This is a genomic window from Prevotella sp. P6B4, assembly GCF_000619985.1.
In the GTDB taxonomy this organism is placed as follows: domain Bacteria; phylum Bacteroidota; class Bacteroidia; order Bacteroidales; family Bacteroidaceae; genus Prevotella.
Map to the genome: position 1 here is coordinate 1 of NZ_JHVE01000021.1, position 23743 is coordinate 23743.

General features: G+C 45.4%; 22 protein-coding genes and 1 rRNA gene. 18 read left to right on the forward strand and 5 right to left on the reverse strand.

Annotated features, from left to right (window positions below; all coding sequences use genetic code 11):
* Positions 1 to 94 precede the first annotated feature (94 nt).
* A 5S ribosomal RNA gene (gene rrf / locus T491_RS0112545) occupies positions 95 to 207 on the forward strand.
* 88 nt (positions 208 to 295) lie between these two features.
* The gene (locus tag T491_RS0112550; RefSeq protein ID WP_231480254.1) at positions 296 to 1105 is read left to right on the forward strand and encodes an alpha/beta hydrolase; all 810 of its coding nucleotides are present in this window, start codon (positions 296 to 298) and stop codon (positions 1103 to 1105) included.
* A gap of 66 nt (positions 1106 to 1171) precedes the next feature.
* Here the strand turns inward: T491_RS0112550 and T491_RS17715 are convergent, their stop codons facing one another.
* Both T491_RS17715 and T491_RS17205 read right to left on the reverse strand, forming a co-directional pair.
* The gene (locus tag T491_RS17715) at positions 1172 to 1276 is read right to left on the reverse strand and encodes a smalltalk protein (RefSeq protein WP_155950134.1); all 105 of its coding nucleotides are present in this window, start codon (positions 1274 to 1276) and stop codon (positions 1172 to 1174) included.
* A gap of 19 nt (positions 1277 to 1295) precedes the next feature.
* The gene (locus T491_RS17205; protein ID WP_051523151.1) at positions 1296 to 1874 is read right to left on the reverse strand and encodes a hypothetical protein; all 579 of its coding nucleotides are present in this window, start codon (positions 1872 to 1874) and stop codon (positions 1296 to 1298) included.
* 723 nt (positions 1875 to 2597) lie between these two features.
* On the opposite strand from T491_RS17205, the gene T491_RS0112560 reads away from it, so the two are divergent.
* From T491_RS0112560 to T491_RS16550, 8 genes are all read left to right on the forward strand, one after another.
* On the forward strand, positions 2598 to 3683 hold the full coding sequence (locus T491_RS0112560; RefSeq protein ID WP_051523152.1) for a YhcG family protein: 1086 nt from the start codon (positions 2598 to 2600) through the stop codon (positions 3681 to 3683).
* A gap of 248 nt (positions 3684 to 3931) precedes the next feature.
* Positions 3932 to 4708 (forward strand): hypothetical protein, encoded by a 777-nt coding sequence (locus T491_RS0112565; protein ID WP_155950135.1) that lies wholly within the window; start codon positions 3932 to 3934, stop codon positions 4706 to 4708.
* A 190-nt stretch (positions 4709 to 4898) separates the two neighbouring features.
* Positions 4899 to 5378: a hypothetical protein gene (locus T491_RS0112570; protein ID WP_028904204.1), complete on the forward strand. Its 480-nt coding sequence runs from the start codon at positions 4899 to 4901 to the stop codon at positions 5376 to 5378.
* A 220-nt stretch (positions 5379 to 5598) separates the two neighbouring features.
* Positions 5599 to 5946 (forward strand): phage antirepressor KilAC domain-containing protein, encoded by a 348-nt coding sequence (locus T491_RS0112575; RefSeq protein WP_197018875.1) that lies wholly within the window; start codon positions 5599 to 5601, stop codon positions 5944 to 5946.
* Between the two features lie 30 nt (positions 5947 to 5976).
* Positions 5977 to 6285, forward strand: a complete 309-nt coding sequence (locus T491_RS0112580) for a hypothetical protein (protein WP_155950136.1) — start codon at positions 5977 to 5979, stop codon at positions 6283 to 6285.
* A gap of 38 nt (positions 6286 to 6323) precedes the next feature.
* Positions 6324 to 6668, forward strand: a complete 345-nt coding sequence (locus T491_RS0112585; protein ID WP_028904207.1) for a hypothetical protein — start codon at positions 6324 to 6326, stop codon at positions 6666 to 6668.
* A 37-nt stretch (positions 6669 to 6705) separates the two neighbouring features.
* Positions 6706 to 9078 carry a BT4734/BF3469 family protein gene (locus T491_RS0112590; RefSeq protein WP_028904208.1) on the forward strand — a complete coding sequence of 791 codons (2373 nt, stop codon included), beginning with the start codon at positions 6706 to 6708 and terminating at the stop codon, positions 9076 to 9078.
* A 61-nt stretch (positions 9079 to 9139) separates the two neighbouring features.
* The gene (locus tag T491_RS16550) at positions 9140 to 9589 is read left to right on the forward strand and encodes a D-Ala-D-Ala carboxypeptidase family metallohydrolase (RefSeq protein ID WP_051523153.1); all 450 of its coding nucleotides are present in this window, start codon (positions 9140 to 9142) and stop codon (positions 9587 to 9589) included.
* Between the two features lie 554 nt (positions 9590 to 10143).
* Here T491_RS16550 and T491_RS0112600 read toward each other — a convergent pair.
* Complete coding sequence (locus T491_RS0112600; RefSeq protein WP_028904209.1) at positions 10144 to 10737, reverse strand: hypothetical protein; 594 nt, start codon at positions 10735 to 10737, stop codon at positions 10144 to 10146.
* A 151-nt stretch (positions 10738 to 10888) separates the two neighbouring features.
* Here T491_RS0112600 and T491_RS17490 point away from each other — a divergent pair, with 151 nt between their 5' ends.
* The 6 genes from T491_RS17490 to T491_RS0112630 all read left to right on the forward strand — a co-directional run bounded on the left by T491_RS17490 (position 10889) and on the right by T491_RS0112630 (position 18257).
* Entirely contained in the window at positions 10889 to 11947 is a 1059-nt protein-coding gene (locus T491_RS17490) for an energy transducer TonB (RefSeq protein ID WP_231480251.1), read from the forward strand.
* Positions 11948 to 11960: 13 nt separating this feature from the next.
* The gene (locus T491_RS0112610) at positions 11961 to 12581 is read left to right on the forward strand and encodes a hypothetical protein (RefSeq protein WP_028904210.1); all 621 of its coding nucleotides are present in this window, start codon (positions 11961 to 11963) and stop codon (positions 12579 to 12581) included.
* 301 nt (positions 12582 to 12882) lie between these two features.
* A complete protein-coding gene (locus tag T491_RS0112615; RefSeq protein ID WP_028904211.1) occupies positions 12883 to 13686 on the forward strand; it encodes an NERD domain-containing protein in 804 nt (267 codons plus the stop codon).
* 74 nt (positions 13687 to 13760) lie between these two features.
* A complete protein-coding gene (locus T491_RS0112620; RefSeq protein ID WP_028904212.1) occupies positions 13761 to 16892 on the forward strand; it encodes a DEAD/DEAH box helicase in 3132 nt (1043 codons plus the stop codon).
* Positions 16892 to 17278 carry a (deoxy)nucleoside triphosphate pyrophosphohydrolase gene (locus tag T491_RS0112625; RefSeq protein WP_028904213.1) on the forward strand — a complete coding sequence of 129 codons (387 nt, stop codon included), beginning with the start codon at positions 16892 to 16894 and terminating at the stop codon, positions 17276 to 17278. The genes T491_RS0112620 and T491_RS0112625 overlap by 1 nt, the downstream gene beginning before the upstream one ends.
* 598 nt (positions 17279 to 17876) lie before the next feature.
* On the forward strand, positions 17877 to 18257 hold the full coding sequence (locus tag T491_RS0112630; RefSeq protein WP_028904214.1) for a (deoxy)nucleoside triphosphate pyrophosphohydrolase: 381 nt from the start codon (positions 17877 to 17879) through the stop codon (positions 18255 to 18257).
* 24 nt (positions 18258 to 18281) lie between these two features.
* Here T491_RS0112630 and T491_RS0112635 read toward each other — a convergent pair whose 3' ends face one another.
* Complete coding sequence (locus tag T491_RS0112635; protein ID WP_028904215.1) at positions 18282 to 18701, reverse strand: hypothetical protein; 420 nt, start codon at positions 18699 to 18701, stop codon at positions 18282 to 18284.
* Positions 18702 to 18839: 138 nt separating this feature from the next.
* On the opposite strand from T491_RS0112635, the gene T491_RS0112640 reads away from it, so the two are divergent.
* Positions 18840 to 20540 (forward strand): glycogen/starch synthase, encoded by a 1701-nt coding sequence (locus T491_RS0112640; protein ID WP_028904216.1) that lies wholly within the window; start codon positions 18840 to 18842, stop codon positions 20538 to 20540.
* Positions 20541 to 20577: 37 nt separating this feature from the next.
* Positions 20578 to 23154, forward strand: coding sequence for an alpha-glucan family phosphorylase (gene glgP, locus T491_RS0112645; RefSeq protein ID WP_028904217.1), 2577 nt, complete (start codon positions 20578 to 20580; stop codon positions 23152 to 23154).
* An 18-nt stretch (positions 23155 to 23172) separates the two neighbouring features.
* On the opposite strand, the gene T491_RS0112650 is transcribed toward glgP, so the two are convergent.
* A complete protein-coding gene (locus tag T491_RS0112650; RefSeq protein WP_028904218.1) occupies positions 23173 to 23739 on the reverse strand; it encodes a DUF4369 domain-containing protein in 567 nt (188 codons plus the stop codon).
* Between the last annotated feature and the right edge of the window lie 4 nt (positions 23740 to 23743).

Genomic DNA, 23743 nt, shown 5'->3' on the forward strand with positions numbered 1-23743 from the left:
TCTTTCGCTTCATGCTGATATTATCAGATGTAATCTAGTATCTGAAACAAACTTCTACGGAGGTTTCTTGTGTCGACAATGTCAATAACCTATATCAGGTGGTTATTGCAGTGGGGTCCCACCTCTTCCCATTCCGAACAGAGAAGTTAAGCCCACCTGCGCCGATGGTACTGCAATGCAATGCGGGAGAGTAGGAAGCCGCCGTCTTTTTATAGCGAGAGCCCTGGAGATACACATCTCTGGGGCTTTTTCATTTTCAGAATTCTAACAAATACAAAACACTAACAAACTCATGATGAGAATTAAAGCATTAACTGCCGTGCTCATGCTCGCTATGGCCAGCTACGCACAGAACTACAAAACCGAGAGTAATATCAGTTATACTACGAAAACTGATGCTTATTCCAAGGAAAGACTGAAATTAGACGTGTATTACCCCGAAAACATGAAGGATTGCCCTGTTGTGGTGTGGTTTCATGGCGGTGGACTGGAAGCCGGTCAGAAAGAGATTCCCCAGCGCCTGAAAAACAAAGGTTATGTGGTGATAGGCGCCAATTATCGCCTGTTGCCCAAGGTTACGGTCGATAAAACCATCGACGACGCTGCTGAAGCTGTGGCCTGGGCATTTAAGAATGTTAAGAAATATGGTGGCGATCCCCGTAAGATTGTGGTGAGTGGTCATTCGGCAGGCGGCTATCTCTCTATGATGCTCTGTTTGAACAAAGCCTGGTTGAAGCATTATCAGATTGATGCCGACAGCGTGTGGCAGTATATCCCCTTCAGTGGTCAGGCCATCACCCACTATAATGTGCGCAAGATGCAGGGCATCGACGCCCTTCAGCCCACTATCGACCAGTATGCGCCCCTCTACTGGGTGCGTAAGGACTGTCCGCCATTGGTGCTCATCTGTGGCGATCGCGAGCTGGAGCTCTATGGCCGTTTCGACGAGAATCAGTACCTCGCCCGCATGATGAAGCTCGTAGGCCACAAGCACACCTACCTGTACGAGATTGATGGTCACGGACATGGCGCCATGGTCGATCCAAGCTTCCACATCCTCGATACCCATATCCGCCAGGCACAGGGCCTACCCGTTAACCCCTAATCATTGGGGACGGTTGAACAAATAACCCTCAGGCTTCGCTTTTTGAAACCTGAGGGTGAATTTTTTTTACCAAGCGCCTACGCAGCTTGTGGCTCCCAGTGCCGTTACGATGGCCGTTGCGATGGATGCAATCAGCTGCACGATAAACTTAATGCTTTCTTTCTTACTCATAGCTTTGAACTTTTAATGGTTAATCTTCCGTGCTTCCGTCGGGGTTAGGCTCACCGCCGCCACCGCCGTTTCCACCAGTGTTACCGCCCTGGCCGCCGCCAGTGTTTCCACCACCGCTGTTGTCACCCTGGTTGGCAGAACCGCCACTGTTACTTGGCTCGTCCTCGGTCAGCTGTCCTGCGAGTGTCTCGGCATTCACAAACTGAGCCCTCTTGATAAACTCCCTGCTCGAGATGTTCGTCTCAGCCTCCTGGTCGGGTAGGAATCGGATGTGCAGGGCTTTCAGGTTTTTGGCTGGCGAGAAATCCTCTCTGTTCAGAGCGCCGCCCGGCTCGTTCTCGATGGTGGTGAAGAAGATGCCCAGCCCGTCGATTTTCACACGCTTCGACTCCAGTAGCATCTCCAGCAGACAGCTTCTGAATTTCTCCAGCACGCCGAATACCACGTCGGGGGTGTAGATGCTTCCGTGTTCCGCGATGTGGTTGGCCATCTTTCGGGTGTTGAGTGTTTCGATGGTTTTTCCGCGGGCGAACCACTTACCGTAAATCTTTGAGTTCTTGATGTTGTTCTGTTTCAGTAGATAGAAAATCTTTGCCATAATGTTTTGTGTTTTGATTTTAAAATGGTTATATAGGCGCCTTATTCCTCTTTCTTAATTCCTCTGCAAAGATACAAAAAAAATATCAAACTACCAAATATTTTTGCTACTTTTTTAATTAAAAAGCAAAAATATTTTGGTCATATGCTTTACGCCCTAAATAACGTAATTTTTCCGCCTCAAAATTTACGTTTTCTGCTCAAATAAGTACACCTTCATCTCATGAACCACCTTCTCACCGCACGCCGCACGCCGCAACTTTTCCGTATTCCACACTTACATATCCTTGCATTACCTTGTCTTTAGAATATTATATATTATATATATATTATAATATATATATAATATATAATATTTTATAATATCAAAACATCTACCTCCGACATCACACCCACACCACCGCAAAACCAAAAAGTTGCGGCGTGCGGCGTGCGCTGTGAATCCACCACCATTACATGCATCTTTATCGGAGCCATACTTGATACAAATGTTTGACTTTTTGGTAGTACCTATTGATTCCCCTCCTTAAAGAGTAAGTCTTGGCGTAAAATTAATGATGTTGGCATGCATTTTAATGGAGTTTGCAGGCCCGATAAATATTTTATTTTGATTTTTCTTTGCAAAATTTGGCAGAACCAAGGATTTATGTTATCTTTGCAGGGTAATTAATAATTAGACCACAATGACAATTTTATGCACTGCTTGTACAATTGAAATAAGGCAATGAAGGAAATCGAAGATAAAAAGCAAATAGTCTCATCACTGACGGGACAATCTCTGATACAGGATTTGCGTCAGATTATTGAGCAGGCGCGTGGACAGGTAGCTGCTACGGCCAACTATGCCCAGACCATGATGTACTGGCATATTGGCGAGCGCATTAATCGTGAGGTGCTTGGAAATCAGCGCGCTGAGTACGGAAAGCAAATTGTCGCGACAGTGGCGCGACAATTACAAGAAGAATTTGGCCAGAAAGGATTTGATGAGAAAAGTATTCGTAGGATGATGCAATTTGCTACGCTTTTTCCCGATTCTCAAATTGTCGCACCACTGGCGCGACAATTGTGGTGGTCTCATTTTGTGGAAGTTATGCCACTAAAGGATGAGATGCAACGTGAGTTCTATCTGACGATGGCAGCATCGGAAAGATGGAGTAAAAGAACCCTTCAGGCAAAGATAGACAGTATGCTCTTTGAACGTACAGCTATCAGCGGCAAACCTGACGAGTTTATCAAGAAAGAGCTTTCCGCATTGCGTGATGACAATGTGATGTCGCCCGACTTGGTTTTCAAAAGCCCTTATTTCCTGGAATTTACAGGCCTTAAAGGCTTTTATAGCGAAAAGAGTCTGGAGGATTGCTTGGTGGCTCATTTAGAGCAGTTCATCATCGAGTTGGGCAATGGCTTTAGTTTTGTAGCCCGTCAGAAGCGCATGATTATCGATGGCGAGGACTTTTATCTTGATCTGTTATTCTATCATCGTCGTTTGCATCGCCTGATTGCTATCGACCTGAAGAAGGGCCGATTCAAGGCTGAGTACAAAGGCCAGATGGAGCTCTATCTGCGCTGGCTTGAGGCTAACGAAATGGAACCGGGCGAGGAGCCACCACTTGGATTGCTGCTCTGCACAGAGGGTAGTGAGGAGCAAATTGAGTTGCTTCAACTCGACAAAGCTGGTATTAAAGTAGCGAAATATCTTACCGAACTGCCTCCACGTCATGTGCTGGTGCATCAGATTCAGAAATCGTTAGAGGTAGCGAAAGCGCGACTCGATATTTATGGCGAATTCGCCACAAATAAAGAAGAATAGGATTTATAAGTAATAACGAAAACATTATAATTAAGTAGTGCAAAATTTGCGGGATTCGCGATTTTGTACTATTTTTGTGGGCGTTTTTTTAATACTAACGAGATATGTATAACTTCAGCTATTTTAAATGCCGGTTCGCCAGATGCGAACTGGGCATTGGAGGGATGCCCTCATTACAAGGTAAGGGAGCACTGGTTGATATCCTCGACGCAGACTCCCGTGAAATTAAATTTTTTATTCTGGCACATATGCAAAAGCAACTGCTCTATTATCACGAGTATGCTATGCCGCCCCAAAACGATTTGTTTGTGGTGAGGGCTGCTAACAACAGGATAAGGGAGTATGTTGGCGACCACTTTGAGGTGATTACCAAGGCCGACCATCCGTATGTGTATGTGGTGATCGACATGGGGCCTGATGAGCCTCTTATCGCGATTGAAAACTGCCGGCTCTGCAAAAGGGCGAAGGACGAGGTGGCGCAGGTGCTTGAATACTCGCTTTGCAGAGACCTGGGGGCCGTGGGCTGGAAGGTGAAGCTGGTGCCCTATGCTCCAAGGCCTGAGGAGACGGGCAGGATAACGAAGGTGATGGCGGGGATTAACGACCCGCAGAATGCCGAACGTACACTTGAGAAGAGGTATGGCATCAAGAAAACCGACTTCGTGATGCGAAAATGCCTGCATCAAAAAGCCCAACAGATGGAGATGCGCAAATCGGATGAGTTGCGGGATTATGTATTGATAAACAATGCCGAGCTGGTGATCGAACTGCTGGATGGGGTACTTAGAAAACTAAAGGGCTCGAAGAATATCTCGCGCCCAATCAGATTCCTTCAAGATCATAATATCATAGCTCGACCAACCTATGATGCATTGATAAAGTGCTATCCATACCTGAAAGACAAAGTGTCGGAATCGCGATTCAACGATTATACCAACCCCTTTAAAGAACATTTTTCAAACGATAAACTATACGACAAATACCACGAAACATTTTCTACTATACTGAAAGATATAACTGAGTAAGAACTTATTTCAGATAACCGATTCTGGGTATTATTGGGTTGAACTGGTTTCGCTCATTAATACCCATTTTTTTATGTCCGCAAATTCACAGAAATACCTTATATTTGCCCCCGGATTTCCAACCATAATAAATAAATGTCTAACCTGAAACAAGTATGGGCCCATTCTGTTTAGCAGACGTGAAGCAAGAATGATACAGATTCTGATTGAGATTGAGAATGAGGCTTACGAGCCTTTTATGGGGATGATGCGCCTTTGCCCTGCAGTAAGGGTGGTGAGTAGCAGTATGGCGGTTGAAGCACGTAGTGTGGTGGACCGATGCGTGGCTATGGCTATCAGACAACTGCGAGATGATAAGGTGTTTAAGCGCCCTGGCGACTATACCTATATAATGAAGGGGGCTAACGAGGGGGTGATAAAGGATATGGGCTTTTTTTATTATCCATCGGAGTTCCTGGCCTATTTAAGAGAGATTGGTATAGATGAGCTGCCTGGGCGTAATACGCTGTACGATGGTATGACCCGCACTTTTGGCAAATACCCTGATTGGACGTTTAGCGATCATCCTACACCTGCTGAAGTGTTACGCCGGAAAAACGTGCTAAAACGATTTTTGAGTGCCTATACCAAGATGAAATTGAGCGTTTCGGACGCTTCGTCGGACTATTGAGGATGTTTCGGACTGTGTTTCGGACGCTACGTTTTGAAGCGCTGGCTACACCAGAAAGTATGCCTATCTTTGCAACGTCGAAAAGAAAAAAACGACAGTGATCTTTGACTTATTGATACAAAGAACCTTCAGGAAGGCCTGAAGAAAAATGGAGAAAAAGAAGCGTAACAAACAACCCAGTAAAAGGTCGCTTAAAGGAGGCGACGTTAAACCTAAAAAAATGAAACTAACAGTAACATGCGAAGATGATCTGCTGAATGCGGTAGAGCAGATTATTGCCAGTAAGATGGCCTTCGAGAACAGAATAACCGCAGGGTGTTGCACCATCTCCGAGATAGCAAAGGCACACCACATGACAGCCGCTGATATGAACTCGTTTCTCTGTGATGTACATATTCTACAGAAGAAGGGGCGGCGCTACCTGCTGGCACCCAAATACCGCAACGGGGGCTATGCCGTGGAGTATCGTAAACCCCACATCTCGTATCACGGACAGCTGAAGTACAAGGTGAAACTGCTATGGACGGAGAAGGGGAGAGAGATGATAGAGCAACTGATTAAACTTTGAACATTGAACATTGAACTTTGAACTTTGAAGATGAAAAGGAATGATAGAAGAACGATGCGGCATATTGCCGAGGGCGACCGCATCTACAAGGAGATGAAACAGGCGATGCTATCGGTGCGACCTACGATAGGTTGTGCGGTGGCGATGAACTATGCACTGAGCAAGCTGATAGCCAATTACAAACTGGCCATGCTTAAACTGGATATCGACATCGATACGTTTATGCGCGACATGGTGAAATTCTGGGAACAGCAGTTGGAGCGTGGCGATGACGACGACCAGCTTGACTTTGACGCCTTTGCCTATACCGTGGAGCGATTAACCGAAACCCAGGGGTGATGGTAAACATAAAAATGGAACTTAAAAAAGAAAACTGAATGAAAAAGAAATTTATTAACATCTTGAATATCATTGAAGTCATGAACCGCCTGGAGAAAGGGCTGACTATAGAGGGTGCGCTGTTTATCGACAGCGATACACACCAACTCTCGTTTAAACCTTACAAGATGGCCAAGTACCAGCCAGGCTATAACAAACGACCTAAACCTAAGCTGATTAAGAAACTGCCATGGGGATGGCTGAAACAGAGTGTTTGCAATAACATCCTTCGAGTGAGTGTACCCCAGGATATGGGAACAGCGCAAACCATAGCCATTTTTAACCAGCATGTGGCAGAGGCCAACAATGCGCTGATTGATATGGAACTGAAAGAGTTCTGTTAACATTGAACTTTGAGATTTGAACTTTAAACTTTAATTTATGGGATTTTGTTACCAGAAAAACTTTAGTAATCCTACATTGCCAGTTGACGAGGCCCGGTTTTGGGCGCTCGTCAGAGCAGGGAAGTGGAACGAGAACATTGATCAATATCGTAAAACGGGCGATGCGGCACTCAAGCGAAAATTGCCAGCCTTTATCTTCCAGGCCACGTTTGACGAGACGACATCGAAGGCCGGTAAAAAAGGCGCCTGGCGCAAACAGGCTGCCACCCGGCTAACAGGACTCGTGGTGATGGATGTGGATCACATCGAAGATCCTCGCGGGGTGTTTGTGAAGTGGAATGGAGAGTCCCTGCGGGATTGGGGCATTGTGCTTATCTACATCACCCCCAGCGGCAAGGGGCTGAAGATAGTCTTTAAAGCCCGGTTGGAGTGGGGTAACCTCATCGACAACCAGCACCAGATGGCGCAACTGTTGGGCGTCGAGGTCGACGAGAGCTGTAAGGACGCCAGTCGCATGAGTTTTGTATGTAAAGAATCTGACATTTTGTATCTGGATAAAGAACTGTTTACCTATGAGAACCAGGCATTTAGTGAGCGATATACAGCTCTATATCGCGACGGTCATAGCCAGGCTACGAGAGATCATTCAGCAACGGAAATCAGGACTGATTCTGCTACTGAAAAAGTCCTTAAGTCCTGTAGTCCGCTGCAAGAAGAATTCAACGGCATGCCTGTGAGCGAGATTATCGACAAGTGGATGCAAGGCGTAAACCTGGCAAACAACCGTCACAACACCTTGGTCGATCTGGCCAGTCATCTGCGCTACGTAATTGGTAAGAACCCTACCAGGATTACCGAGGCGGTGATGACACTACCATGGGTGCAGGACCTGGCGAATGAGGGCGAGGATGTGGTTGGCACGGTGCGCTCGGTGATGGACTTCAAGTACCATGAGCACATGCCCAAGAAACTGCGAGAGGCAGTGGCTACTACCTCGCAGCTGGAGAACGACAACATGGCCCAGCAGCTATGGACGTGGGGCGAGGAGATCGAGGCGCTGAGCGACGACTTCCCGATACTGCGCGATGTGTGCAAGGGGTTGAAACGCAACCAGTATGCCTCGGCCCTGTTTGTGAGTGGCGGGTTTATGATGACGCTGATGACGCGATGCCGCTACCGTTTCTATCATCGTCCGGAGGAATTGCGACGCCTGAACTGTGAGGTGATGGTGATTGGCGATCCTGCCAGTGGTAAGAGCTTTGCCACCCGATTGTACAAGCTGCTGATAGCTCCGATTATAGCCGCCGACCGCATTGGCAAGGATGCCATCAACGCCTATCGTGAGCAGATGAAGACCAAAGGCGCCAACAAGGAGAAACCAAAGAAACCTAAGGTCGTCGTACGTGTACACCCAGCCCGCACCAGTAACGCCCAGTTCATACAGGACATGGTGAATGCGGTAGAAGAGGTGGATGGCGAGCCCATGCAGTTGCATATGCTTACCTTCGACACCGAACTGGATAACACCCTCTCCATACAGAAAGGCGGCTCGTGGATCGACAAACAATCATTAGAGCTGAAGGCCTTCCATAACGAGGAGGATGGTCAGGCTTACTCGAACATGGACTCGGTAATCGAGAACTTCTGCGTAACCTGGAACTTTATCTATACCGGTACGCCATTAGCCTTAAAGGCTAAGATTAACGAGCGCAACTTCGGTAGTGGACTGGCCACCCGACTGACCTGCATCCCCCTGCCACCCACCAACTTTGAGATGATGAGTCGTGAGAGTGTGGTCGACTGTGAGAGCGATAAGCGTCTGAAGGAGTGGGGCGAGAAGCTTGACCGTATGAAGGGGGTGCTGAGTGTAGAGAAGATAGTGGATGAGCTGTACGACTGGACGGCACGTCGCATGGCCGATGCCAAGGAGAACAACAGCAAAGCCGAGGAGATGCTGCTGAAGCGTTGTGCCTACCACGGACTGAACTTTGCCGCGCCGTTTATTGTGATGCGTCACTGGGACCAGATGCATCACGATGGTGCCTACTACTGCGGCGAGTTTGAAACCGATGAGGTGGATTGGAAACTAGTCGAGCTAATCGTCAACATCCAGTACGCCTGTCAGCGCCATTACTTCTTAGCTATGGCTGAGAAGTACTTCGACGATCAGATGCGCGATTATGCAGCCAATGTGCGTCATAGCAGCAAGGTTGTGGAGTGTTTTAACCGTTTGCCTGATGAGTTCTCGGTTGAGGATATGATGCAGTGTTTTTCGATTGCCAAGGCTAATGTGGCAAGAGCGCGTATCAGCCGTCTGGTGAAGGATCACTATGCGGAGAAAGTGGGCGACTATGTCGAGAATGGTACTACCAAGGCGGTTTATCAGAAAACAGGTAAGGCCATGTGTTAGCACGCAGCACGCAGCAACTTTTTTTGAAAAGGTAAAAAAGTAAAAAGGTAAAAAAGTAAAAATGGAAAAAGTACAGTTATCGCCACACTTTATCATAGAAGAGATGTGTAAGACGAACGTAAAGTTAAACAACGTGCCCAACGAGGCACAAGTAGCTAACCTGAAGCGCCTCTGCGGGTGGTTGGAGATGCTTCGCAGTGAGTGGAACAGCCGTTATGGCGGGGGCAACGACCCCATCATCATCAACTCTGCCTTTCGCTCGCCCCAGGTCAACAAGGCCGTAGGCGGTGTCGCCACCAGCAATCACCTGTCAGGCTGTGCGGCTGATATCAAGGTGAAGGATATCCGTCAGCTCATCCGCTACGCCGTCATCCTGCTCGACATCAGCGAGGAGAGTGGCGAAGCCTTCGACGAGCTGCTGATAGAGCGCTCATCCAGCGGCGCCATCTGGCTCCACTTCGCCGTGCGTCCCACAGGCAATCGCCGCAAGATCAAGTTCATGCAAACGTAGTTAGTTTTCCGTACATGATAAAATTTAGTTGCATAAGTTGTAGAGAGGTGCCGCTGCGAAGCTCCACCTCTCTTTTTGTTTTTGAAAGAGAGGTATACGCTGTTATTGACACCAATCCTCATGGCTGCTGAAGACATAAAAAAGAGGAATGAGCATCGCTGCTGATTCCTCTATAATTTTTTGTCATAATTAGTAAACCTCCTCGCATCACTGCGAACAATGTCTGAATAAAAAATAATGTATAATTTTGCTATTCTGACGCTGCAAAGATAAAAAGAATTTGTAACACTACCAAAAGAAATGGTTATTATATTTTGTGGTGTGCGAAAAATTTTGTACTTTTGCACCATGGATATCAACCAGAATATATGATATAAGAGGATATATTAAAAGAGCCACTCATTAGAGTAGCTCTTTTTAAAATGGAGTAGTGTCGATCAAGTCTTGCTCCCTCGCGGGAAACTTACCCGGATAGTCAAAAGTAATCTTTTGACGCTGCAAAGATAAGAATTATTCTGATACGTTCCAAACAATTGAAAGAAAAACTTCATTTTTCAAACCTCATCAAGGCTAACTACCTCAAATTCTTTCAGATTGATATATGCCTCGATATCTTCGTTCTCATCATCCCATTCTTCGATAGCGGCGTAAACAGCCTCCTTGCTGGGCTCGATGCGGCGCCCGATATAATTGCCAACGAGTTCTGCCACCTCTTCGATGGTGTCATAATAGTCGTTTTCTGGAGGCATATCAAGTTCGAATTTGCTGGTAAAGAAGCGTCCTTCCGCATCGTTCGTTAGATAGAAGTCCCAACCTTCACCTTCTGCTGAGAAATATATCTCAAGTCCAGGATATACTTTCTTGATGAGACGTAATATCTCGAATGGCGCATTCCAAGCTGACTCTGTGAAGAAATATAGTCTTTTGCTATTGAGGCTGAGGTCGTCCCATGTCCCACGGCAATACACCTCTTTGTAGTCGCCTCCAAGTCGTGCCACCAAGTTGCCTAACCAGCGTTTAGGATAATAGAAACCATTCTCAATCAATGACTTCTTACGATTCTGTAGTCTGAGCATCTTTTGATACAGCGAGCTCATTTGTCGCCTATCACCCACGATGCATACAGACATAAAAGCAGGATTACTCATTTTTTGCCGCAAAGGTAGAAGATCCAGCTGACACAACGAAACAAATTAGATCTGTTTAGATCGAATTTTGATAGTTTAGATCAAATTTTTCTTTCTAAATTTGCAAAGATCAAATTAATGCGCTATCTTTGCACCAAGTAAAAACAAAATTATGAGACGGCTATTCCTTTATTTCTCATTTCTAATTACCATATCGATCCACGCTAAAGATGTGGTTAAACCGATTATGCTTGATAATCAAGAAGGGTGGGAGTGGATATATACCGAAGAACATATATCCCACAACGATTCTTATCCTATTAAGTTTTCGTATAGTACATTTACGAGCCATCCACAATACAAGGTGGTGATTAGCGATGATGGGGTGATTGATGGTTCCCAGCCCTATTATATGGTTTTTACACGCAGTGGTGAACTTGTCAGAGTTGGTATGCCAATTGGTAATGAAGCTAAAGACATGTATATGGTTACCCAAGATATAATAGCGAAACTAGAGAACCATGTCTACATTCAAGATTATCATGACAATAAATATGGTTTCAATAAAGAGGATGATGAGGCTCATAACTATGTTAAGAATGAGTTGAAACTACCACCATTCGATGTGGCTCGCCCCAAAATTAGCGCAGGATATAGCGAAATCGGCTACAGATATCTCGAGCAATTAAAAGAAGACCATAAGAATGATTTTATTATACCTCTCAAGTGCGAACGATTAAACGATAAGTCGTTCAAGTTGACCTTTGGTAACAATATTTTGGAGGCGATTCATACATATATTGTGACATATATTGGTAAGGGTACGTATAATTATGATGTTACTATTACTGACGTGCCTGTAGAAAATGTCGACAAGGTAGAACTAATAGCACTGGCGAAAAAAGATCAGGCAGCAAAGGTGTACGATGTAGTAGAAGAGATGCCCCAGTTCCCTGGTGGTTCTGCTGCTCTTTTCGAGTATTTGGATAAATCAAAGCAATACCCTGAAGCTGCTAGAACTAACGGAATTCAAGGGCGTGTAATATGCTCATTTATTGTAGAGCAAGATGGTTCTATTTCTGATGTTAAGGTGTTTAGGGGAGTTGATCCGTCATTAGATAGAGAGGCTCAGCGCGTTATCCTTTCTATGCCACGCTGGATTTCAGGCAAACAAAATGGAGAAGTTGTTAGAGTAAAGTATACACTCCCCGTAACGTTTAGATTGCAGTAATCAACCAGAATATATGATACAAGAGGATATTGCAGAATACGATAATTTTGAAGAGTTTTCCTCTTCAAAGTGGATCGCTTCCGAGCAGCCAACAAGGGATCTTAATACCTTGCTGGAGGACTTGCACACGTTGCGAGGTCCTGCATTTGTGGCCCAACTAAAGTATATCGCAACTCATAGAGCATTTACACCGATTAATGGCGAAATGGGCATATATAGCGTAGGAGGCGAACATGATGCTGATTTCGAAAACCTGCTTAATGCCGCCCGTAAAGCTGTAGAACATGGTTATCGTGTGTTCATACTTCCTAACCCCAAAGGCATCAGAACTGCCGATTTTATCTTCGAACGGAAGGGAGTTTTCAAGATGTTCGACCTGAAAACCATATTTGGAAAGAATTCGGTTGGAAATCGTCTTTTTGAATCGATCGGACAAACTAATCGCGTTCTTTTAAACATGGCAGTAGATTATAACCCTGTAGCTTTGGCGCGTAACATTAAGTTATATTTCGAAAAGAATCCAAATGCGATTGAAGTGTTAGTGTTTAAAGGACGTAAGTCTATTTCTGTTATACGGGAAGATGCAGAGAATAGAATATTCCACAAAATATTTATTGCTAAATACATAAAATAAAAAGAGCTACCGAAGTAACTCTTTTTAAAATGGGCAGTATCGATAAAGCCTTACCCTCACGCGGGAAACTTACCCGGATAGCCAAAAGTAACCTTTTGACGCTGCAAAGATAAGAATTATTCTGATACGTTCCAAACAATTGAAAGAAAAAACTTCATTTTTCTTTGATTTTAATAGGAATTTCCAATTTATTTTGTACTTTTGCGACTTCTAAATCTCAATATGGCTATTGGGGTTTATGAGATTTTGCAAGAACGAAAGAATGCACCCTTGACGAGGCTTTAAAGATTCTTGATGAAATATGGTAGAAATATATAATATTCTGTTTATATTAATTGCAGCCACTATTATTATCTTATTCATCCGTAGAGGGTGGATTAACACTGCCACATACAAAGGACATGTAGGGGAGGATAGGGTACACAATATCTTGATGCAGCTACCTGATGAGTATTATGTTTTTAAGGATGTGATGCTTAAAACTAAGAAAGGCACCACACAGATAGATCATATCGTTGTTTCCAGATATGGTGTGTTTGCTATCGAAACCAAAAACTATCGAGGCGAGATTTATGGTGACGATAATCGCAGGTATTGGACGCAGATGATTATTACGGATGTTACTTACGAAAAGAAATGGTGGAAAACATATACATACGTTAAGAAGAGCCGCTTTTATAATCCTGTTAAACAATCCCTCGCTCATTCTTATACGCTTAAAAACTATTTAAAAGATTGGAAGTATTTGCCCATTGTTCCCATAGTCGTATTTTGTGGCAATGCAGTTTTAGCTAATGTGGAATCAAGTATTCCTGTGGTTTACGATTATAACCTTTTGGATTTGATACGAAGTTATACCACAAGCTATCTAAGTGAAACTGAATTACATGATGTAGTCATCCGTTTGGATGTAGAAGACCTAAGAGAAATCGTTGATAATAAAACCCATGTGCGGAATCTGAGGGCAGCTATCAAGGAAGAAAATCATAAGATTGCTACAGGTGTCTGTCCCAGATGTGGAGGAACGTTAGTATTACGACATGGTAAGTACGGTAGTTTTTATGGGTGCTCCAACTATCCAAAATGTAAATATACGCTTAATTAGATAATCTTTTTGGTTCATTTTCTGTGTTTCCAGAAAAATGTTATTATCTTTGCAGACAATAAATATCATACGATATGATAGAACTTGGTTTATACGAGCAAATCATCAATAAGTTATTCGAGGTAAAACTCGATGGGGTAGATAAACATGAATTCTATATAGGTAAACAGCCAATGACTAAAGACAATGTGGCTAGTTATCTATCAAGATACCTTTATGGCTTGTTTGTCGATGTTTTTTCACAGTTCAATCAGGATGAAGAAAGTGTAAATAAGGCAGTAAACCTGGCTAATGATATTATAAAACATTTAGCTCAGAAATTCTATATAGAAGATACAAACCTTCTGTCTGCAAAGGCAGAGATTTTAACAGCAGTAGTAGATAGGACAAAATGCGAATTTCCAAATATTGCAGAGTATATTTGTGATATAACGCCAATAACATCGCTTGTTCGTAGTACATTATTTACAGGCTCTAGTAAACAAGTATCTTTAGAAAGCGAGTTGAAACGCGAGATACAATCTGCAGATGAAATATGTTTGTTAGTGTCGTTTATTAGGAGCACAGGATTAAATTTGATATTTAATCAGCTAAAAGATTATACACAGAGTGGAAAGAAACTGCGCGTTATAACTACGACCTATATAGGTGCTACAGATTATAATGCAATCAAGAAGTTAGCTACACTTCCTAATACAGAAATTAAAATCTCTTATAATTCTGCGATTGATAGGCTTCATGCGAAATCTTACCTTTTCCTTAGGAAAACAGGATTCCATACTGCTTATGTTGGTTCATCGAATTTGTCGGAGGCTGCTTTAACAGAAGGTCTCGAGTGGAATGTAAAGGTAACGCAACAAGAGCTTCCACACATCATTAAGGAGATTCGCCACACTTTTGACTCGTATTGGGGAAATTCCCTGTTTGAAACATATGTTTCAGGAAGAGATGATGAGCGATTGAAAGAGGCGCTTTCAGGAGTGAAGTCAGAAACGATAGATTACAGTGTGCTTGATTTGATAAAAGCACACGACTATCAAGGCGAAATCTTGGAGAAGCTAAAGCTGGAAAGAGAAATATTTGGTCATTATCGGAATTTGGTGGTAGCAGCAACTGGTACGGGTAAAACGGTTATTGCTGCATTCGATTATAAGAACTTTAGAGATAATAATCCACGTGCTAACTTCTTATTTATTGCACATCGTGAGGAGATTTTAAAACAGTCCTGTCGCACATTCAGAACGGTATTACAGGATGAGAATTTTGGCGATTTGTGGTATGGCGATGTAGTGCCTCAGGCTTACACACATTTGTTCGCATCGAAAGACATGTTGAATAATCATTTGGAGGAGTTGGATTTAGCTGACGATTTTTTTGATTATATCATTTTTGATGAGGTACACCATATAGCAGCCGATTCTTATAGAAAGATACTTAGTAGGTTTAAGTCAAAGATTTTGTTGGGTCTAACTGCAACACCAGAGCGTATGGACGGCGAAGATATTACTAAAGATTTTGATGGAAAGATATCTGCTGAAATACGACTTGATGACGCATTGAATAATCGACTACTAGCGCCATTCAATTATTATGGAATTACTGATGGGGTTGACTTAACAACAGTAACTTGGCGAGGTGGAAGATATGTGATATCTGAACTCTCGAAAGTTTATACGGAAAATGACCTGCGTACAGGATTGATTCTTAGAAAAATTGAAGAATATCTTCCTAATTTTCATGATGTACGTGCACTTTGTTTCTGTGTAGATGTTGAGCATGCAAAGAATATGGCTGCAAAGTTCCAGCTGGCAGGATTAAAATCTGCTTATCTTGTTAGTGACAATGGAGCTGAGCGTGTAAAGTGGAGCAGACAGCTAAAAGAAAAGAAGATTAACTATCTGTTTGTTGTAGATATGTTTAACGAGGGTGTGGATATCCCAGAGGTTGATACGATATTGTTTTTACGTCCAACTGAGAGTTTAACTGTGTTTTTGCAGCAATTTGGGCGTGGACTTCGTAAAGCTGAAGGCAAAGATTATGTTACCATACTCGACTTTGTTGGCCATTGCAACAAGGAGTTCAACTATACTGACAGATTCAGAAGGCTTATTGGACGAACATCCATGAGTGTTGCTGAAGAGTTAGAAAAAGATTTTCCTCATTTGCCATTAGGCTGCCATATTACACTCGAAGCCAAAGCTAAAGAGTATATTCTTGAAAACATAAGGGCTGCAATAGGCTCTTTCCGTAAAAATAGAGTTATTACATGGATTCAGTCGTATGGAAGTGAAACTGACAGGCCGCTTACCCTAGCAAACTTTATTAATTTGCATCAGATTCCACTTGAGAAATTCTATAAGAACTTTACATGGCAGGGACTGCTTAACTTGGCGGGAAAAACATATCGTAGTTCTCGATTTGAAAATGAATTAAAGCGTGCTGTGTATAAGAAGTGGCTGTCAACGGATTCGTATACATATTTTTCGTTCTTAGAAAAACTTGCCTCTCGCAACTTCAATGTGAGAGTGGATGAAATGAATTTCATCGAGCAGAAGATGGCTTTGATGTTCTATTACGATATGTTCCAAGAGGCAGGAAAATACTTGAACTTGCAGGGCATGTTTAACGACCTTTCGTTGGATGAACTCTTTTGCGAGGAAATGAAAGAACTTATAGTGTTGCTTAAAAATAGATGTGAAGCTTATGAGATGGAAGATAATTCTTCAATCATGAATTTCCCACTAAAGCTTCATGGTGTTTACACCAAGGATCAGATATTTGTTGCAATTGAGACTTCATCTATAGAAAAGAAATCTTCCTGTCGTGAAGGATGTGAAAGAAACAAACGGTTGAATGTTGAGGCCATGTTTGTTGATATTATTAAGGATAGAGAAGAAGGCTCAAATACCAACTATAACGATTTTGCTATCAATGAGTTGTTGTTTAACTGGGAAACTCAAAATAAAGTAAGTCCTTCATCACAAGCTGGTAAAAATTATATAAACCAAACCCAAACTATGCTTCTTTTTGTACGTCAGCAGAATAGTTATCCAGAAGCTCCAGATAGAACTATGGCTTTTACGTATCTTGGAGAAGTGAAATTAGTAAAGTGGCAAGGTGCAAAACCCATGGAGATTGTTTGGCGTCTTAAAACACCTATGCCAGCATCAATGTTGAATATCGCAAAACATAGAGCAGTAGTATAATGAAACAAATTGAAGTTGTAGCGGCGGTGATACGCAAGGGTGATAAACTATTTGCCACACAGCGGGGATATGGTGAGTGGAAGGACTGGTGGGAGTTTCCTGGCGGAAAAATGGAACCCGGGGAAACACCAGAAGAGGCGCTCGTGAGGGAGATACGGGAGGAACTGTCGGCTGAGATCAGCGTGGATAAATATATCTGTACGGTGGAGTATGATTACCCGAAGTTTCATCTCACTATGCATTGTTATTGGTGCTCGTTGAAGGATGAGGCTATGCACCTGAACGAGCATGAGGCTGCACGATGGTTGAGACAGGGTGAGCTGGACAGCGTGAAGTGGTTGCCTGCGGATGTGATGGTGATAGAGGCGATGTGTTCAGTGGACTGAACAAATTTGTATGAAAAGTGTTCAATAGACTGAACAAATCAGGGCGAAAAAGCGCTGTTTTTATGTTAAATGTTCAGTGGACTGAACAAATTTGCATGAAAAGTGTTCAATAGACTGAACACTTTTTTTAAAAAAGGAATGAGCATCGCTGCTGATTCCTCTATAATTACTTAACAACTACGTCTTTCTTGCATCACTGCGAAGAAAAGACTAACCTAAATTATGATTTACTTTTTTATGTTGCAAAAAAAAAGAATTATTCTGATATGTACCAAATATTTTTGGATAATATTTGTTTTTATTGAAAAATGTGCTACTTTTGTGGCGGAATAGATAAAATTAAACTGATATGTGGTGGATTCTTGTTCTCTTGACTGGCAGCTTAGGGCTGTATCTGGTTATCATACTGATTGTGGCGCTGTTTATATGGGCATCGCCATGGCAGGCTTTGGCTACAATAGGAGGCTACTTGCTACTCTACTGGCTTATCGGCAGGAATTCGGGAGGGGGCTTCAGAGAACGAAGAAGGAAAAAGAAAGCGAGAGAGAAAGAGAGAAAACGCCTGGCCATGGAGGCTGAGGAAAAACGGCTGCGCGATATGAATCATATACATGTGGTGGCGGCGGTGATACATGACAACAAGGACCGCATATTCGTGACGCAGCGTGGATACGGCGATATGAAGGGAAAATGGGAGTTTCCCGGGGGAAAGATTGAGCCGGACGAGACGCACGAGGAGGCGCTGAAGCGTGAGATACGCGAGGAACTGGCTGCGGAAATAACCATAGAGCGCTATCTGGAAAAGATAGAATGGGATTACCCTAAGTTCCGCATGACGATGTACTGCTATCTGTGCCACTTGGATAGTGGCTATACGCTGAAGGAACACTCAGCAGCGCGATGGCTGAAGCGGAATGAGAGGTTCACCGTGGACTGGCTTCTGGCCGACAGGACGCTGTTTCTGAAAGCGATGTTCTGAAATATGTATAGATGAGCTTAGTTACTACTTGCGCTGGAGGGTGAGGGTTTTGGGGAGCTTGAGCCACTTGCCCTTGCTGGGCACCTTGAGCGGACTGCCTGACTCCTGCTTCAATACGTAGATGGAATCGTTCTTGCGGGTGAGGGTGGCGGTGAGGTCCTCGCTGCCATAATCGTTGACGAGCTGCAGGGTGGCCTTGTGCCCCTTCACTTCGGCCGAGGTGATGAGCCACGCAAAGGGATTGTGGTTCTTGCCTAAATAGCCGGGCAGCTGGCCCAAAAGCTCCTGGCCAGGCACCGTGACGTCTTGTTCATAAAAATTGATATGAAGGAAGATGTCGAACTCTTTATTTATAAGGTACGCGCGAAAGGGCTCTGACGGATTCTGAGCGAAGGCTCCTAACGACACCATACAGCCCACGGCGAAGGCTATTAACTTGTTCATAATCAATACTTATGCGAAAAACGCAGGCAAAGATAACTAATCTAAATCATTATTTAAACGTTTACGGGAAAAAATTTAGAAGAAAACTTGCATATTTTAGAAATTTTAATGTATCTTTGCAGCAAAAGATAATATAACATGGCAAATAAGCGATTAACACCGGACTTCATCTTCGAGTCAAGTTGGGAGGTCTGTAATAAAGTTGGTGGAATCTATACCGTCCTTTCTACCCGTGCTAAAACACTGCAAGAGGCTCTTCGGGATAAAATCATCTTCATTGGTCCTGATTTTTGGAAAGAACAAGAGAGCCCTTATTTCAGAGAGGAGACTTCCCTCTTTGCCGATTGGCAATGGGAAGCGAAAGAGCAGGGACTGAAGGTGAGAGTGGGCCGATGGACTGTGCCTGGTGAGCCTATTGCTATACTGGTTGACTTTAATCCTTACTTCGAAAAGAAGAATGAGATATACGGCTGGCTGTGGGAGAACTACGGCGTGGATTCGTTGCACGCTTATGGCGACTATGACGAGGCGTCGATGTTCTCGTATGCGGCTGCACTGGTGGTAGAGAGTTTCTACCAGTGGAAGAAGGAGAACGGCGAATGGACGGAGAAGGGTACAAAGGTGATCTATCACGCCAACGAATGGATGTGCGGACTGGGCGCCTTGTATCTGAACAACCATCTGCCCCAGATCGGTACTATCTTCACCACCCACGCCACCAGTATCGGACGCTCGATAGCCGGCAACCAGAAGCCGCTCTACGACTACCTGTTTGCCTATAACGGCGACCAGATGGCGGGCGAGCTGAACATGCAGAGCAAACACTCGATTGAGAAGCAGACGGCCCACTATGTGGACTGCTTTACCACTGTGAGCGACATCACCGCCAAGGAGTGCGTGGAACTGCTGGATAAGCCCGTGGATGTGGTGCTGCCCAATGGTTTCGACAACAGCTTTGTGCCCAGTGCGGCTAAGTTTGCACGCAAGCGCAAGGCGGCACGACGCAAGATGCTGGATATAGCCAACGCGCTGCTGGGCGAGGACCTGGACGACGACACACTGCTGATTTCGACATCGGGGCGCTATGAGTTCCGCAATAAGGGTATCGACGTGTTTGTGGAGGCGATGAACCGACTGCTGCGCGATCGCGACCTGAAGAAGAAGGTGGTGGCTTTTATCGAGGTGCCCGGATGGGTGGGAGAGCCACGCAAGGACCTGCAGGAGCGACTGGCTCAAAGTTCAAAGTTCAAAGCTCAAAGTTCAAAGTTCAATGAGCCCTTGGATGTGCCACAGCTGACACACTGGCTGCACAATATGAGTCACGACAACGTGCTGGGCATGATGAAATACTACGATATGCACAACCGTAAGGATGAGAACGTGAAGGTGATATTCCTGCCTTGCTATCTGGACGGTAACGATGGTATCGTGAACATGACCTACTACGACATCGTGCTGGGTAACGACCTGTGTATCTACCCATCGTACTATGAGCCATGGGGCTACACACCGCTGGAGGCCATCGCCTTCAAGGTGCCTTGTATCACCACCGATCTGGCTGGTTTCGGACTTTGGGCCAACACCGTGTTCGGCCATGAGGGACAGCTGGAGGATGGTGTGAAGGTGATTCATCGCACAGACTACAACTACAGCGAGGTGGCTGATGCCATCAAGGACACTGTGGCCGACTTCTCGAACATGACGCAAAAGCAGATCGAGACGTGCCGCAAGCATGCTGAGGCCTTATCGAAAAAGGCACTCTGGAGTGAATTTATCGAATACTATTACGAGGCGTATGATATTGCCCTGAGAAAGGCGAAAGCCAGAATTGAGAAATAAATTATAAATTGTACATTGTTAAATTGTAAATATTATGGTGAAAATTAAAGCTGATTATGCAAATGCTCCAATGTGGAAGGAGCTGACCGTGAAGTCAAGTCTTCCTGAAGAACTGAAGTGTTTGGACGAGATTGCCCACAACATGTGGTGGGTATGGAACTACGAGGCACGTGACTTGTTCCGCGACCTTGACCCTGAGCTTTATCACGAGGTGAAACACAATCCGGTGATGCTGCTGGAGCGCCTGAGTTTCGCCCGAAAAGAGAAGATTGTTAAGGACAAGGCGTTGATGAAACGTATCAAGAGCGTCTATAAATTATTCCACGAATATATTGATGTAGAGCCCGACAAGAAGCGCCCATCAGTGGCTTACTTCTGTATGGAGTACGGTATCCACTCGGCTCTGAAAATCTATTCAGGCGGTCTGGGTATGCTGGCCGGCGACTACGTGAAGGAGGCTTCCGACTCGAACGTCGATATGTGTGCCGTGGGTTTCCTGTATCGTTTCGGATACTTCACACAGAGCCTCTCGATGGAGGGACAGCAGGTGGCTAACTACGAGAGCCAGAACTTCGGCAACCTGCCTATCGAGCGCCAGCTCGACCAGGATGGCAATCCCATGGTGATCGATGTGCCTTACACCAACTACCAGGTGCACGCTTATGTGTGGCGTGTGAACGTGGGTCGTGTAAAGCTGTACCTGCTGGATACCGACAACGATATGAACTCGGAGTTCGACAAGCCTATCACCCACAGCCTGTATGGTGGCGACTGGGAGAACCGCCTGAAGCAGGAGATACTGCTGGGTATCGGTGGTATGTTGCTGCTCAAGAAGCTGGGCATCAAGAAGGATATCTACCACTGTAACGAGGGACACGCAGCACTCTGCAACCTGCAGCGCCTGTGCGACTATATCGACGAGGGTCTGACCTTCAACCAGGCTATGGAGCTGGTGCGCGCCTCTTCGCTCTATACGGTTCACACACCTGTACCAGCTGGTCACGACTACTTCGACGAGGGTCTGTTCGGCAAGTACATGGGTGGTTACCCACAGAAGTTAGGTATCTCGTGGGATGAGTTCATCGGCATGGGTCGTACCAATCCTGATGACCACGGCGAGCGCTTCTGTATGAGTACATTCGCCTGCAACACCTGTCAGGAGGTGAACGGTGTATCCAAGCTGCACGGCTGGGTTAGCCAGAAGATGTTTGCCCCCATCTGGGCAGGCTACTATCCTGAGGAGAACCACGTGGGCTACGTGACCAACGGTGTGCACTTCCCAACATGGTGTGCTACCGAGTGGCGCAAGGTGTATGCCAAGTACTTCGATGCCAAGCACATGAGCGATCAGAGCAACGAGGAGATATGGCACGGCATCTACAACTGTCCCGACGAGGAGATCTGGGAGACACGTATGGCGCTGAAGAACAAGCTGTTCGACTATATCAAGGAGCAGTTCCGCGAGAAGTGGCTCAAGAACCAGGGCGATCCTTCGCGTGTGGTTTCGCTGCTTGAGAGCATGAATCCTAACGCTCTGGTAATCGGTTTCTGCCGTCGTTTCGCTACTTACAAGCGCGCACACCTGCTGTTCACCAACCTGGAGCGTCTGTCGAAGATTGTGAACGATCCTGAGCACCCAGTTATCTTCCTGTTCGCAGGTAAGGCTCACCCCGCCGACGGTGCCGGTCAGGGTCTGATACAGCGTATCTACGAAATCTCGCAGCGTCCTGAGTTCCTGGGTAAGATCATCTTCCTGGAGGACTACGACTTCCTGCTGGCTCGTCGATTGGTATCGGGTGTTGACATCTGGATGAACACACCTACACGTCCACTCGAGGCTTCGGGTACATCGGGCGAGAAGGCCGAGATGAACGGTGTGGTAAACCTGAGTGTAAAGGACGGATGGTGGCTTGAGGGCTATCGCGAGGGTGCCGGATGGGCGCTCACCGAGAAGCGTACCTACCAGGCACAGGGCTACCAGGACAACCTGGATGCCGCTACCATCTACGGACTGCTGGAGAACGAGATCGTACCGCTTTATTATAATAAGAACAAGAAGGGTATCAGCGAGGGATGGATCAAGGTGATCAAGAACTCGATTGCCCAGATTGCGCCTCACTACACCATGAAGCGCCAGCTGGACGACTACTACGAGAAGTTCTACAACAAGCAGGCTAAGCGCTTCAAGGAGCTCTCGAAGGACAACAACCGTCTGGCCAAGGAGATTGCTCAGTGGAAGGAGGCTGTGGCCGAGCGCTGGGATGCCATCAACGTGGTATCGTGCACTTGGGACTATCCTGTAGCTGGCATTGAGACTGCCCAGAAGTACACCGTGCGCTACGTGATCAACGAGCAGGGACTGGACGACGCTGTGGCCCTGGAGAAGGTGAACGTGTATATCAACAAGGAGGGCGAGGAGCGCATCTTCTCGATCGAGCCTCTGAAGATGGTTGGTCATGAGGGTAATAACTATATCTTCGAGGCTACACTGTCGCCACAGCAGGCTGGTCAGTACAAGAGTGCTGTGCGCATGTATCCTAAGCACAAGAACCTGCCTCACCGTCAGGACTTCTGCTACATCAAGTGGTTGGAACTTCCTAACTACAATGCATAATAAGAAAAGAACCCGGGTTCATTTGAACTCGGGTTCTTTGTAATTCTGTCGGATATATTTTCCTAATACATTATCCTGGTTGCGCCGGGCTGTGTTGATAATGCAGCCTGACAGGGCGCGATGCAGACTGTCGATACGCTGCTGTAGCTGCGGCCGATTTCCGGCATCGGGCGTGGCAGAGCGTTCTGCCAGGCGTATCAGCTGGTCGCCCAATAGCTGGACGGAGTCGTTGAGCTGCTGCCACTGGTTGTTGAGAACCGTGCCCGAAACACGCGATGGTTTGGGGTAGGGGTGCAACTCGATGGTGATGCTGCCTGGCTCAAGGAAGAAGCTGATGGCGGTGAGGGGCTGGCTGTTCTGGTAGGCACGACAGAACACGGTGGTATCGGTAGTGCCCGAGAAACTGAACTTACCCTCGGCAACAAGCGTCTGGCCCAGTATCTGCTGGCTATCCTCCAGCTGGAGCGTGATGGTATCGCCATCCTGCAGCTGGCGTGCGTAACCTTTTATCTGATACGAATCAGACTGGCATGCGCAGGCAATGATTCCCGTCGCAGCCAGTCCGATGATGGTTCTGATCTTCATTAAT